Source organism: Pseudorhodoferax sp. Leaf265 (assembly GCF_001422365.1).
In the GTDB taxonomy this organism is placed as follows: Bacteria; Pseudomonadota; Gammaproteobacteria; order Burkholderiales; family Burkholderiaceae_C; genus Pseudorhodoferax.
Map to the genome: position 1 here is coordinate 274,324 of NZ_LMMT01000036.1, position 13,745 is coordinate 288,068.

Consider the following 13,745-nt stretch of genomic DNA (forward strand, 5'->3'; position numbering starts at 1 on the left):
CCTGCGCGATGCCGCCGCCTCGCCGCGGCGGCAGCTTCCAGGGCATTTCCCATGAGCTTCTCGGGACTGATCGTCCAACTCCTCAACGGGCTCGCTTCGGCGTCCTCGTTGTTCCTGGTCGCGGCCGGCTTGTCGCTGATCTTCGGTGTCACGCGCATCGTCAACTTCGCGCACGGCTCGTTCTTCATGGTGGGCATCTACACCGCCTACATGCTGGTCGACCGGTTCGGCGACGTGCTGGGCTTCTGGCCCGCGCTGGTGCTCGCAGCCGTGGCCGTGGGGGTGCTCGGCGCCATCGTCGAGGTGCTGCTGCTGCGGCGCATCTACAAGGCGCCCGAGCTGTTCCAGCTGCTGGCCACCTTCGCGCTGGTGCTGGTGATCAAGGACGCCGCGCTGTGGCTCTGGGGCCCCGACGAGCTGCTGGGCCCGCGCGCCCCGGGGCTGCGCGGCGCGGTCGAGATCCTGGGCCGGCAGTTCCCCGCCTACGACCTGTTCCTGATCGTCGTGGGCCCGGTGGTGCTGGGCCTGGTCTGGCTGCTGCTCACGCGCACGCGCTTCGGCACGCTGGTGCGCGCCGCCACGCAAGACCGCGAGATGGTCAGCGCACTCGGCGTGAACCAGGCATGGCTGTTCACGGCCGTGTTCGCGCTCGGCGCATTGCTGGCCGGCCTGGGCGGTGCACTGCAGCTGCCGCGCGAACCCGCCACGCTGGAGATGGACCTGCACACCATCGGCGCGGCCTTCGTGGTCGTGGTGGTGGGCGGCATGGGCTCGCTGCCGGGCGCCTACCTGGCCGCGCTGCTGGTGGCCGAGCTCAAGGCCGTCTGCATCTGGCTGGGCGTGGTGGACGTGCTGGGCATCAGCGTGTCTTTCTCCAAGCTCACGCTGATGGTCGATTTCCTGGTCATGGCCGCCGTGCTGGTCTGGCGCCCCTGGGGCCTGCTGGGACGGCCACAGGCGCCCAGCCGCTACGTGGGCATGCCCGAGGCGCCGCTGCGCAGGCCCGGCCAGGCCGCCATCGCCAGTGCCGCGGTGCTGGCACTGGCGCTGGCCGCGGTGCCGCTGCTGACGGAAGCCTCCTCGTACACCACGGTGCTGCTGATCGACCTGCTGATCGCCGCGCTGTTCGCCGCCAGCCTGCACTTCATCATGGGCCCTGCAGGCATGCATTCGTTCGGCCACGCGGCCTACTTCGGACTGGGCGCCTACGCGGCCGCGCTGCTCGTGCGCACCACCGGCATGCCGATGGAAGCGGCGCTGGTGCTGGCACCGCTGGCCGCCGGCATCGGCGCCATCGTCTTCGGCTGGTTCGCGGTTCGGCTGTCGGGCGTGTACCTGGCCATGCTCACGCTGGCCTTCGCGCAGATCACCTGGGCCATCACCTACCAGTGGGACAGCTTCACGGGCGGCAGCAACGGGCTCACCGGCGTGTGGCCCTCGGACACGTTCGCCGACAAGCGCATGTACTACTGGCTCACGCTGGTGCTCGTCGGCCTGGGCCTGTGGTGGCTGCGCCGCGTGCTGTTCTCGCCGTTCGGCTATGCGCTGCGCGCGGGCCGCGACTCCATGCTGCGGGCCGACGCCATCGGCATCGACGTCAAGCGCATGCAGTGGGCCGCCTTCGTCGTGGCCGGCACGGCGGGCGGCCTGGCCGGTGCGCAGTTCGCGTTCTCTAAGGGCAGCATCTCGCCCGAGTCGCTCAACGTGACCAAGTCCATCGACGGCCTGGTCATGGTGCTGCTGGGCGGCATCCAGACGCTGGCGGGGCCCGTGGTGGGCGCGGTCACCTTCACCTGGCTGCACGACACCGTGGCGCGCAACACCGACTACTGGCGTGCCGTGCTGGGCGGCACCATCTTGCTGCTGGTGCTGCTGTTCCCGCAGGGCATCGCCGGCTTCGCCAAACAGCTGTTCGACCGCAAGGCCAAAGCATGAGCGCGCCCCTTCTCCAGGTCCAGGGCCTGGGCAAATCCTTCGGCGGCGTGAAGGCCGTGGACGGCATCGACTTCACGTTGCAGGCCGGCGAGTTGCTGGCCCTGATCGGCCCGAACGGCGCCGGCAAGACCACCACCTTCAACATGGTCAACGGCCAGCTGCGTGCCGACCGCGGATCCATCCGGCTGGCCGGCGCAGAACTCGTGGGCCGCAAGCCGCGCGACATCTGGCGCCTGGGCGTGGGCCGCACCTTCCAGATCGCCGAGACCTTCGCCTCGCTGACCGTGGTGGAGAACGTGCAGATGGCGCTGCTCTCGCACGACGGCAAGCTGTTCGCCATGTGGCGCCGCGCCGCCGACCACCGGCGCGAGGCCGCGCTGGCGCTGCTGGAGCAGGTCGGCATGCGCGCCCAGGCCGACCGGCCGTGCAGCGAGCTGGCCTACGGCGACGTCAAGCGCGTGGAGCTGGCCATCGCCATGGCCAACGACCCCAAGCTGCTGCTGATGGACGAGCCGACCGCCGGCATGGCGCCCAAGGAGCGCAACGACCTGATGGCGCTGACCAAGCAGCTGGTGATCGAGCGCGGCATGGCCGTGCTGTTCACCGAACACAGCATGGACGTGGTGTTCGCCTATGCCGACCGCATGATCGTGCTGGCCCGTGGCCGGCTGATCGCCCAGGGCAAGCCGCTGGAGATCCGCGACCACCCCAAGGTGCAGGAGGTCTACTTCGGCAGCGGCAAGACCTTCGAGAAAGCCCACGCATGACGACGACCCTGCTCGAAACCAAGGCCCTGCGCGCCTGGTACGGCGCCGCCCAGATCCTGTACGACGTGGACCTGTCCGTGCGCCGCGGCGAGGTGGTGGCGCTGATGGGCCGCAACGGCGCCGGCAAGTCCACCACGCTCAAGGCCATCATGGGCATGCTGGCCAAGCGCGCGGGCGCCATCCGCTTTCTGGACCACGACATCTCGCGCACCGAGCCGCACCATGCATCGCGCCTGGGCCTGGGCTTCGTGCCGGAAGACCGGCGCGTGTTCACCGACCTCACGGTCATGGAGAACCTGGAGGTCGGCAAGCAGCCCGGGCGGCGCTGGGCCGACGGCACCGAGGCGCCGCTGTGGACGCCCGAGAAGCTGTTCAAGCTGTTCCCCAACCTCGGCGAGATGCCCAACCGCCCCGGCGGCCGCATGAGCGGCGGCGAGCAGCAGATGCTGACGGTGGCGCGCACGCTGATGGGCAACCCCTACCTGGTGCTGCTGGACGAGCCCTCCGAGGGCGTGGCGCCCGTCATCGTCGAGCAGATGGCGCAGATGATCCTGCAGCTCAAGCGCCAGGGCGTGTCCATCCTGCTGTCCGAGCAGAACATGCACTTCGCCGAACTCGTGAGCGACCGCGCCTACGTGCTGGAGAAGGGGCAGATCCGCTTCGAGGGCACGATGGCCGAACTGGCCGCCAACGAAGAAGTGCGCCGCGCCTACCTGAGCGTCTGATTTCCTCCACCACCGGGAGCTTTCCATGCAACGCAGAACCGTCCTCCACTCCGCCGCCGCGCTGGGTCTCGTCGCCCTGGCCCCGCCGCTGTTCGCCGCCGCAAAGCTGAAGCCGGGCGCCAGTGCCGCGCTGATCGTCGTCGACGTGCAGAACTGCTTCATCGACGGCGGGACGCTGCCGGTCAAGGGCGGAGCCGAGGTCGTGCCCGTCATCAACAAGCTCTCGCTGGCGTTCCAGAACATCGTCGTCACGCAGGACTGGCACACCCAGGGCCACGCCTCCTTCGCCAGCGCGCACGGCGGCAAGAAGCCCTTCGACAGCATCAAGCTGAACTACGGCGACCAGGTGCTGTGGCCCGACCACTGCGTGCAGGGCACGGAAGACGCGGCGCTGCACAAGGACCTCCAGCTGCCCACCACGCAGCTGATCATCCGCAAGGGCTTCAACAAGGGCGTGGACAGCTACTCCGCGTTCCAGGAGGCCGACCGCAAAACCGTGACGGGCCTGGCCGGCTACCTGAAGGCGCGCGGCATCAAGACCGTCTACATCACCGGCCTGGCGACCGACTTCTGCGTGGCCTGGACCGCGCTGGACGCGCGTGCCGCCGGCTTCGAGGCCTATGTGATCGAGGACGCCACGCGCGCCATCGACCTCAACGGCTCGCTGGCCGCGGCCTGGAAGCAGATGGCGGCCAAGGGCGTCAAGCGCATCCAGTCCGGCGACGTGGAAGGCGTGTGACGGCCTATAGCCTGCATGTCAACGGCAGCGAACGGCACTTCGACGTGCCGCGCGCCACCTCGCTGCTGCACCTGCTGCGCAACGACTGCGGCCTGAACGGCCCCAAGTACGGCTGTGGCCTGGGCCAATGCGGCAGTTGCACGGTGCTGGTCGACGGCGTGGCCACGCGCAGCTGCGTGGTACCCGCGCACGGCGCGGCCGGGCGCAGCATCACCACGCTGGAAGGGCTGGGCACGCGCGAAGCGCCGCACCCGGTGCAACAGGCCTTCATCGACGCGCAGGCCGCGCAGTGCGGCTACTGCCTGAACGGCATGGTCATGGCCACCGTGGCGCTGTTGCGGCGCCTGCCGCACCCGACCGCTGCGCAGGTGCGCGCCGAGCTCTCGCACAACCTGTGCCGTTGCGGCACGCACCTGGAAATCCTGGACGCCGTGCAGCGCGCGGCCAGCCTCCAGGCGGAGGCCGGCCTCTGATGCGTGCGGAAGGTGTTCCGGCATCGCGCGCGGCGTTGCGCAGTGCCGACGGCGTGCTGCTGGTGCTGCGCGAGGTGCCACCGCCGCCCGCCCCGTCCCCGGGCCAGCCGCCTGCCGTGGCCGGCAACCCGGCCGAAGGTCCCGAGCTGCTGCTGGCCTGCTGGGATGACGGCAGCGCCACTGGCTTCGCCGGCCACGTCGACCTGGGCACCGGCCTGCGCACGGCCCTCACGCAGATCGTGGCCGAGGAACTGGACGTGGCGCCCGCGCAGGTGCGCATGCAGATGGGCAGCACGGCCAGCGCGCCGAACCAGGGTGCCACCATCGCCAGCGCCTCGATCCAGATCCATGCGCAGCCGCTGCGCCTGGCCGCGGCCCAGGCCCGGGTCTGGCTACAGGCGAATGGCGGCGCCGCAGCGCTCGCGGGCCGGCATGTCGAACTGCGGCTCGACACCCAAACGCCCACCAAGCCGGTGCAAGACTACCGCCTGGTCGGCCAGTCCGTGCCGCGCGTGGACATCCCGGCCAAGGTGCATGGCGAGCTGGTCTTCGTGCACGACATGCGCGTGCCCGGCATGCTGCACGGCCGCGTCGTGCGCCCGCCCTACGCCGGCCTCGACGCGGGCGAATTCGTCGGCAACACGCTGGACGGCGTGGACGAAAGCTCCGTCGCCCACATCCCTGGCGTGGTCGCGGTCGTGGTGCAACGCGACTTTGTCGGTGTCGTCGCCGAACGCGAGGAGATGGCCGAGGCCGCCATGGCCGCTCTCGCCGTGCGCTGGAAGCCCTGGCCCGGCATGGCCGGCGTGGACCAGACCGAGCAGGCCCTGCGCGCCAACCCGTCCACGCGCCGGCTGCTGCTGGAGCAGGGCAAGGTGGACCAGGCCATCGCGGGTGCGGCCGCCCACATGCCGCGCACCTACGTCTGGCCGTACCAGCTGCACGCGTCCATCGGCCCGTCCTGCGCGCTCGCGCACTGGCACGGCGAGGCGACCCAGACGGTGGCCACGGTCTGGGCCGGCACGCAGAACCCGCATGTGCTGCGCGCCGACCTGGCCCTGCTGGCTGGCGTGGCCGACGCGCGCATCGACCTGGTCCGCATGGAGGCGGCGGGCTGCTACGGCCGCAACGGCGCCGATGACGTAGCGGCCGATGCGCTGCTGCTCTCGCGCGCCGTCGGCCGGCCCGTGCGCGTGCAGCTCACGCGCGCGCAGGAAAGCGCCTGGGAGCCCAAGGGCGCGGCCCAGCTCATGCAGGTCGACGGCGGCCTCAACGCCGACGGCACGCCGGCCGCTTACGACTTCGAGACCTCCTACCCGAGCAATGGCGCGCCCACGCTGGCGCTGCTGCTCACGCGCACCGTCGAGCCCGTGGCCAAGGCCTTCGAGATGGGCGACCGCACCGCCGTGCCGCCCTATGCCTACGCCCACCTGCGCGTGGCCGCCAACGACATGGCACCGATGCTGCGGGCCTCCTGGCTGCGTGGCGTGTCGGCCCTGCCCAACTCCTTCGCGCACGAGTCCTACATCGACGAGCTGGCCACGGCCGCCGGCGTCGACCCGGTGGACTACCGGCTGCGCCACCTGCCCGATGCGCGCGCGGCCGATCTCGTGCGCGCCACGGCCGCCAAGGCCGGCTGGAAGCGGCACACTGCGCCGCAATCGCAAGCCACCGAGGGAGAGATCCTCAAGGGCCAGGGGTTCGCGTACGCGCGCTACATCCACAGCAAGTTCCCCGGCTTCGGGGCCGCCTGGGCCGCCTGGGTGGCCGACGTGGAGGTCAACCGGCGCACAGGCGAGGTGCACGTGCGCCGTGTCGTCGTGGGGCACGACGCGGGTCTCATGGTCAACCCGGCTGGCGTGCAACACCAGGTGCACGGCAACGTGCTGCAGACCACAAGCCGCGCGCTCAAGGAGCACGTGCAGGTCGAGCCCGGCACCGGCGTGACGTTGAACCGCGAATGGGGCAGCTACCCCCTGCTGTCCTTCCGCGAGGTGCCTGTCGTCGAGGTCATGCTGATGCCGCGCCCTGGCGAGGCGCCGCTGGGTGCGGGCGAATCGGCCTCGGTGCCTGGCACGGCGGCAATCGCCAACGCCATCTTCGACGCGACCGGCGTGCGCCTGCGCGCACCGCCGTTCACGCCCGAGGTCGTGCGCGCGGCGCTGCACCAGGGCCAGCTGCCGCCGCCACCGCCCGCACCCACGCCCCACGCCGAGGCGGCGATGCCCGCCCCGGCGGCCGGCCTGCCGCCCGACGCCCGCTTGCCGCGCCGCAAGCCGCTGTGGGCCATGGCGCTGGCCCTGGTGGTCGGCGGCATCGCCACCGTGGCCGGGGTGGCCGGCTGGCGCAGCGCCATCGCGCCCGTGGCGCGCCCTGCCCTGGACACCTACAGTGCCGCCACCATCGAGCGCGGGCGCCTGCTCGCGGCGGCCGGTGATTGCGTGGTCTGCCATACCGCGCCGGGCGGCCAGCCCAACACGGGCGGGCGCGGCATGGACACGCCGTTCGGCACGGTCTACACCACCAACCTCACGCCCGACCCGGCCAGCGGCATTGGCGCCTGGTCGCTGGCCGCCTTCCAGCGCGCCATGCGCGAAGGCATCTCGCGCGACGGCCGCCACCTGTACCCGGCCTTCCCGTACACGGCCTTCACGAAGATGACGGACGAGGACTTGACGGCGCTCTACGCCTACCTGATGGCGCAGCCGGCCATCGCGCACCAGCCGCCCGCCACGCAGCTGCCCTTCCCGTTCGGCCTGCGCCCGTTGCTGGCCGGCTGGAATGCGTTGAACCTGGAGGCAGGCGCCTGGAAGCCCGACCCCCTCCAGACGCCGGAATGGAACCGCGGCGCCTACCTCGTCAACGGCGTGGGCCATTGCGGCGCCTGCCACACGCCGCGCGATGCGCTGGGGGCGGAGCGCAGCGGCAAGGCCTTCCTGTCCGGCGCGCTGATCGATGGCTGGGAAGCGCCGGCGCTGACCGGCCTGTCCAAGGCGCCCGTGCCCTGGAGCGCGGACAGCTTCTACGCCTACCTGCGCCACGGCCACAGCCCCGAGCACGGCGCAGCCGCCGGACCGATGGCGCCTGTGGTGCAAGAGCTTGCCGCGCTGCCCGATGCCGACATCCGCGCGATGGCGCTCTACCTGGCCTCGTTCCAGCTGCCGGCCACGCCGGCGCGCCCCGTGGCCACACGCACGGACGCACTGCCCGGCCCGGCGCAACGCCTGTTCGAGAACGCCTGCGGCGCCTGCCACCACGACGGCGACGGCCCCAAGCTGCTGGGCCTGAACCTGCCGCTGGCGCTGTCGACCAAGCTGCACAGCGACCGGCCCGACAACCTGTTGCGCGTGATCCTGGAAGGCGTGCGCGAGGCGGCGGGGCCGCAGGTCGGCTTCATGCCGGGGTTTGCCGACAACCTCTCCGATGAGCAGATCGCCACGCTGGCGGGGTATCTGCGGCAGCGCCATGCGCCGGACAAGCCGGCCTGGCAGGACTTGGCCGGTCGGACGGCCGCTCTGCGCGCTGGACGCTGAACTTCAGCGCAGCGCCGCCACGGCCGGCATCAGCGCTTCGATCTCGGCGAGCGGCCTGCGCTCACCGGGCGGCGCCAGCGGCCCCAGGGCGTTGAGCTGCTCGGACGACAGCCTGCCGACCAGGCGCCCCAGATCACCGAACCGCAGGCCCTGGCGCACGAGGAAGGCCACGTAGGTGTGGCGCAGGCTTTCGGGCGTCACCGACTGGGGCTGCTCCAGGCCCGCGTCGAAAGCGCTGGACGTCACGACGCTGGCGACATCCGCCACCGCGAGCGCCTGGCCGGACACGGACAGCAAGGGCTGCTGCGGTGACGCCCCGGAGCCGGCACTGGCGACCAGCAAAGTCAGCAGCGGCGCCGACAGCGCCAGCACCCGAGGCGCCTCGCCTGGCACCGTCAAACGGCCCGCGGCGCCATCCAGGTCGCCCACGCGCAAGGCCCCGGCCTCCTCGGCCGACAGCCCGCAGAGCAGGCACGCCAGCAAAGGCAGGTGCTCGGGCGCCGTCGCCGCCAGCAACTGTCCGACCTCGTGCTGCTCCAGTTCGCGCGGCAAGGCCTGCGCCAGCAGCGGGGTAGCCATGGCACTGGGCGGCGCGCTCTGCTGGTGCGCCACGGCCGCCATCTGCGGCGCTGCGCCGAGCACGGGCCCGATCGGATGGGGCTGCATCCAGGGCTGCGGCACGATGACCGTGGACGGCCCTGGCGCCACGGGCTCGGTGCGGTTGAAGAACTCGACGAACCACACGGCCAGGAAGCCCAACAGCAGCGAGGCGCCTACCGCGATCGCGGCGTCGCGCGTGTACAGCGGGCGCCAGGCCGTCTCAGGCACCGCGGCCGGCTCCACGACCAGCAGGCGTGGCTTGCGCTCGCGGGCCGTGGCCTCCAGTGCCAGCAGGCGCTGGCGCGCGCCCTGGCGCACCTGCTCCAGACCTTTGAGGTCTTCCTTCATGGCCTCGAACTCGGCAAAGCGGCGCGTGAAGTTCTGCGCTTTCAGCCGGTCTTCGCCGAACTGCTGCTGCAGGCGCTGCGCCGTGGCCTTGGCACCGGCCAGTTCCTCGCGCGCCTCGGTCAACGCGTTCTGCACGCCCTTGCGCCGCTCGCTGTCGAGCTGCTGCTGCAGGTCGGCAATGCGGTTGCGGGCCGCCCGGGCGCTCGGGTCCATGTCCAGGTACTGCGGCGTGAACTGGCGCTCGATCGCCTTGTAGTCCTCGCGCAGCTGGGACAGCCGCGCCTCGATGCTGGCGACGGTGGGATTGTCCTTGGCCGAGGGCGCGCGCCGCCCCTGGGCCACCGCTTCTTCCAGTGCACGCACACGGCCTTCTGCGGCTGCGGCGCGCTCGTCGTTCTTGGCGACGGCATCGCCCAGGCCCTTGAGCCGTGCCAGCGTCTGGTTCTCGCTGCGTTCGGCCGACACGATGGCCGAATTGACACGGAACGCCTCCACCTCGCGCTGGCGCGCCCGCACCCGCTCGTCCATCTCGCGCGCTGTCTCGCGGGCTTGCGCCAGTTGCTGCTGCACCGCGTTGTCGCCCTGGGCGGCTTGCTCGTCGCGGTAGACCTCCACCAGGGTGTTGACCAGGCGCGCCACGCCCTGCCGGTCCGGACCGCGCGCCTCGATGCGCACGATATTCGTGCCGTCCACGGCCCGCAGGCTCAACATGTCCTGCAGCTGCTGCACGCGCTCGTCCAGGGCCGCGCCCTGCAGCTGCCCCCCGGCCAGGCGCTGGGCCACCTTCTCGAGGACCGGGCGGCTGCCCAGGTTCTGCAGTTCGGTCAGGAAATCCTGCGACGCATCGCGCGGCGCCGAGGCCGCGATCGACGCGCCCAGCGCCGATGGCGTCAGCTGCACACGCGCATTGGCCAGGTAGACCGCCGGCCGCATGTAGGTGTAGGCCAGGCCGGCGATGGCCGACAGCAGGAACACGCTGAAGAACACCAGCACGCGCCGGCGCATGGCCGCACTGCGGCGCACGGGCATCGCATCGATCAGCGGTGCGCCGGCCGCATAGGCCTGGAAAGGGGGCGCGTGCAGGCGGCGGGCGGTGTCGTCGTCAAGGGGCACAAAATACCTCACGGACTGGGCAACTGCGCACCCGTCGCCGCCAACCAGGGTCGTGCGCGGCCAGCGGGGTGGGCCGCCACTATACGTGGGCAGGCGGGCTGGCCACAGCCGCCGTGCGCGGCAGATGCAGGGAGAAGAACAACAGCAGCAGGAACAGGAACGCCACCCGCGGCATGTCCATGATGCTGCTCACCAAGCCCAGCGCGCAGGCACCAGCCAGCCCCGCTGCCAGGTAGGGCGCCAGCGGCTGCCCACGCGCCGCGCCGAATGACACCCGCCACAGTGCCCAGGCCACGAGGGCAGCGAACACCAGCAAGGCCAGGACGCCCCGTTCGATCAACCACTCCAGGTACAGGTTGTCGATGTGCCACGGCAGAAAGTAGCTGTCGACCACCGGAAACCACTGCGCCAGCCCCTGTTCGAAGCCGGCATTGCGCAGCGCGACCGGCTGCCCACCGGCCGTGAGGGACAGGTTGTCCAGATCGACCGCACCGCCGGGCCGTGTCACGGCCAGCTCCAGGCTCACGCGCCGCGGCGCCCATGCCGCACCGGCCGCGAGCGACGGTCCGGCCAAGTCCAGTTCCACATGCTGCCAGGCGCCGTCGCTCCCGCGGCGCACGGTCAGATGGCGGATCTGGCAATCGCCCTCGTAGATCAGGTGCCGCTCGCACACCAGGATGCGCAGCCGCGTCGGCTGCGCCATGCGCACGTCCAGACCGACGCGGTAGCGCGCGCCAGGCACCAGCGCGACCTGCTGCGTGAGCGCATACCGGCCCGCCAGTTGCGGACGTGTCGGCGGGCCGTACAGACGCAGGAACTGTCCGCCGGGCCGCTCTGGATCGGCCAGCGCCACGGCGGCGCCCGGGAATTCACCGGCACGGTCGATGTCGGCATAGTGCTCGGGCAGGCGGCCCAGGCCGATGCCGGCGAGCCATGCGGACGGCGTCTGCAGGACCGACACCCCCCGCATCCAGTGCGACAGACGGCTGCCGAAATCCTCCTTGGTGTCGCCCAGCCGGTCGAACAGGAAACTGCTGGCCAGTGCCATCAGCACCACCTGGGCCACCAGCAGCACCCGCAGCACGGCGTTGGCGCGTCGGCGCCACGGCGGCCCTGCATCGGCCGGGGCGCCGCGCGGCTGCCGATGCAACAGCAGCCCCACCACAACCAGGCTGCCAGCCACCGCGCCGTAGACGCCACGTGCGAAGGTGGTCAGGCAGACGTAGGCCAGCACGAGCGCCAGCAGCGCGGCCGCGCCCCATGCCAGGGGGCGCCGTGCCGACACCACGGCCCAGACCGCGAACGGCACCGCCAGCGCCAGGTAGCCATCGATGGCGGCGCCGCCGACGTGCATCTCCCAGAACAGCCCCGCTGTCCGGTAGTCCGAGGCGAAGTTGAGCAGGCCCGGCAGCGCCTCCCGCTCCCAGAGCACCCCCAGTGCGAACACGGCCAGCCCGGCCACCAGGCCGGCCGCCAGCCCGCGCTGCGCCGACACGGCCGAGTGCTGCAAGGCAGCGCGCAGCAAGGGCACGGCCAGCAAGGCATAGGCCAGCGATTTGCCGACGCGCAGACTGTTTTCGAAAGAGGTGTAGGGGCCGGACGGATGCGGCGGCAGCCGCTGCAGATCGGCCCAGGCCAACCACATCCCGGCCAGCAGCGACAGGCCGAGCGCAAGCAGCAGCGCGTCGCGCCAGGGCCAGCGGGCCGGCGGCGCCGACGCCGGCGGGCCCTGCATGGCCAGGCGTGCGTGGCCAGCCGCCAGCGCCACCAGAACCAGCAGGTCGGTCTCGTCCGCGGCGATCCAGCCCGTCCAGGGCGCCAGGCTCAGCCACGGCATGCCCGCCGGCACGACGATGAGCCACAGCCGCGGCCAGCGCCAGGCCACGCCCAGCCAGAGCAGGCACAAGGCGCACGCCAGGACCGGCGCCAGCGGGTGCCGGCTGGCCAGCCACAGGGCCAGCGCACCGCACACCAACGCCGCCAGGGCATTCGCCCCGCGCCGGGCCATCCAGCGCAGATCGCCGCGCCGGGTCGCGGGCGCAGCGGAAACTGCATCAAACTTTGCCGACAAATTGGGCCCGGAAGGGAAAGAGTGGTTGCTGCGCCGCAACATCGCCGCATCTGCTCGTTAAGATCGCGACTTTGCCGCCATGGGGGCGGCATTGTCCTCGCCCAATCTCTGCACACCATGAAAATCACCGTCGTTGGAACTGGCTATGTCGGCCTCGTGAGTGGAACCTGCCTGGCCGAAGTCGGCAACGACGTGCTCTGCCTGGACGTGGACCCGGAAAAGATCCGCATCCTGGAAGAAGGCGGCATCCCGATCTACGAACCGGGCCTGCAGGAAATGGTGCGCCGCAACGTCGCGGCCGGACGCCTGCACTTCACCACCAGCATCGAGAAGGCGGTGGACCACGGCACCATCCAGTTCATCGCCGTCGGCACGCCGCCGGACGAGGACGGCTCGGCCGACATGAAGTACGTGCTGGCTGCGGCGCGCAACATCGGTCGCCTGATGACGGACTACAAGGTCGTCGTCGACAAGAGCACGGTGCCCGTGGGCACGGCCGATCTGGTGCGCGCCACCGTGGCGGAAGAGCTCAAGAAGCGCGGCACCGAAGTGCCTTTCAGCGTGGTGTCGAACCCCGAGTTCCTCAAGGAAGGCGCGGCCGTCGAGGACTTCATGCGCCCGGACCGCATCGTCGTCGGCGCCGAGGACGAGCAGGCCATCCTGCTCATGAAGGCCTTGTACGCGCCGTTCCAGCGCAACCACGAGCGCCTGATCGTCACCGATGTGAAGAGCGCGGAACTGACCAAGTACGCCGCCAACGCCATGCTGGCCACGCGCATCAGCTTCATGAACGAGCTGGCGAACCTGGCCGAGAAGCTGGGCGCCGACATCGAGATGGTGCGCCAGGGCATCGGCTCGGACCCGCGCATCGGTTACCACTTCCTGTACCCGGGCTGCGGCTATGGCGGCTCCTGCTTCCCCAAGGACGTCAAGGCGCTCATCAAGACCGCCGCGGACAAGGCGGGCATCGACCTCAAGGTGCTCAGCGCCGTGGAGGAGGCCAACGACCTGCAGAAGCACGTGCTGACCGGCAAGATCAAGGCCCATTTCGGTGACCTGAAAGGCAAGCACTTCGCGCTGTGGGGCCTGGCGTTCAAGCCCAACACCGACGACATGCGTGACGCCCCCAGCCGCACGCTGATCGCCGACCTGCTGGCCGCCGGCGCCACCGTGACGGCCTACGACCCGGTGGCCGTGCACGAGGCCCAGCGCATCTTCGGCGCCACCGAAGGCCTGCGCTACGGCGACAGCCCCACGGCCTGCCTGGAGGGTGCCGATGCGCTGGTCATCGTGACGGAGTGGAAGGAATTCCGCAGCCCGGACTTCGACGTCATCAAGGCCAAGCTCTCGGCTCCGGTGATCTTCGACGGGCGCAACCTGTACGACCCCAAGTTCGTGCGCGCAGCCGGGCTCACCTATCTGCCGATCGGCCGCTGAACGA

The 13,745-nt window shown here is 71.1% G+C and carries 9 protein-coding genes; 7 read left to right on the forward strand and 2 right to left on the reverse strand.

The features are described 5' to 3' along the window. Positions 1–51: 51 nt before the first annotated feature. Genes ASF45_RS24875 through ASF45_RS24900 form a run of 6 tightly spaced genes read left to right on the forward strand, consistent with a single transcriptional unit; the run spans position 52 to position 8,172 of the window. On the forward strand, positions 52–1,935 hold the full coding sequence (locus ASF45_RS24875) for an ABC transporter permease (RefSeq protein WP_056669585.1): 1,884 nt from the start codon (positions 52–54) through the stop codon (positions 1,933–1,935). Further along, positions 1,932–2,702 carry an ABC transporter ATP-binding protein gene (locus ASF45_RS24880; RefSeq protein ID WP_056669588.1) on the forward strand — a complete coding sequence of 257 codons (771 nt, stop codon included), beginning with the start codon at positions 1,932–1,934 and terminating at the stop codon, positions 2,700–2,702. Before ASF45_RS24875 ends, ASF45_RS24880 begins: the two co-directional genes overlap by 4 nt. After that, the gene (locus ASF45_RS24885; protein ID WP_056669590.1) at positions 2,699–3,427 is read left to right on the forward strand and encodes an ABC transporter ATP-binding protein; all 729 of its coding nucleotides are present in this window, start codon (positions 2,699–2,701) and stop codon (positions 3,425–3,427) included. The genes ASF45_RS24880 and ASF45_RS24885 overlap by 4 nt, the downstream gene beginning before the upstream one ends. Before the next feature lie 25 nt (positions 3,428–3,452). Beyond that, the gene (gene pncA, locus ASF45_RS24890) at positions 3,453–4,166 is read left to right on the forward strand and encodes a bifunctional nicotinamidase/pyrazinamidase (protein ID WP_056669593.1); all 714 of its coding nucleotides are present in this window, start codon (positions 3,453–3,455) and stop codon (positions 4,164–4,166) included. Continuing rightward, the gene (locus tag ASF45_RS24895) at positions 4,163–4,639 is read left to right on the forward strand and encodes a (2Fe-2S)-binding protein (protein WP_056669595.1); all 477 of its coding nucleotides are present in this window, start codon (positions 4,163–4,165) and stop codon (positions 4,637–4,639) included. The genes pncA and ASF45_RS24895 overlap by 4 nt, the downstream gene beginning before the upstream one ends. Further along, a complete protein-coding gene (locus ASF45_RS24900; RefSeq protein ID WP_369802165.1) occupies positions 4,636–8,172 on the forward strand; it encodes a molybdopterin cofactor-binding domain-containing protein in 3,537 nt (1,178 codons plus the stop codon). The genes ASF45_RS24895 and ASF45_RS24900 overlap by 4 nt, the downstream gene beginning before the upstream one ends. Before the next feature lie 3 nt (positions 8,173–8,175). Here the strand turns inward: ASF45_RS24900 and ASF45_RS24905 are convergent, their stop codons facing one another. Further along, on the reverse strand, positions 8,176–10,233 hold the full coding sequence (locus tag ASF45_RS24905; protein ID WP_056669600.1) for a Wzz/FepE/Etk N-terminal domain-containing protein: 2,058 nt from the start codon (positions 10,231–10,233) through the stop codon (positions 8,176–8,178). Positions 10,234–10,312: 79 nt separating this feature from the next. Continuing rightward, the gene (locus ASF45_RS24910) at positions 10,313–12,241 is read right to left on the reverse strand and encodes a hypothetical protein (RefSeq protein ID WP_056669602.1); all 1,929 of its coding nucleotides are present in this window, start codon (positions 12,239–12,241) and stop codon (positions 10,313–10,315) included. A 180-nt stretch (positions 12,242–12,421) separates the two neighbouring features. Between ASF45_RS24910 and ASF45_RS24915 the strand changes: the two genes are divergently transcribed. After that, positions 12,422–13,741 (forward strand): UDP-glucose/GDP-mannose dehydrogenase family protein, encoded by a 1,320-nt coding sequence (locus ASF45_RS24915; RefSeq protein WP_056669604.1) that lies wholly within the window; start codon positions 12,422–12,424, stop codon positions 13,739–13,741. Positions 13,742–13,745: the final 4 nt, after the last annotated feature.

Coding starts and splice junctions, on each gene's coding strand:
- ASF45_RS24875 (WP_056669585.1), top strand. CDS start 52: ATGAGCTTCTCGGGACTGATCGTCCAACTCCTCAACGGGCTCGCTTCG.
- ASF45_RS24880 (WP_056669588.1), top strand. CDS start 1,932: ATGAGCGCGCCCCTTCTCCAGGTCCAGGGCCTGGGCAAATCCTTCGGC.
- ASF45_RS24885 (WP_056669590.1), top strand. CDS start 2,699: ATGACGACGACCCTGCTCGAAACCAAGGCCCTGCGCGCCTGGTACGGC.
- pncA (WP_056669593.1), top strand. CDS start 3,453: ATGCAACGCAGAACCGTCCTCCACTCCGCCGCCGCGCTGGGTCTCGTC.
- ASF45_RS24910 (WP_056669602.1), bottom strand. CDS start 12,241: ATGGCCCGGCGCGGGGCGAATGCCCTGGCGGCGTTGGTGTGCGGTGCG.
- ASF45_RS24915 (WP_056669604.1), top strand. CDS start 12,422: ATGAAAATCACCGTCGTTGGAACTGGCTATGTCGGCCTCGTGAGTGGA.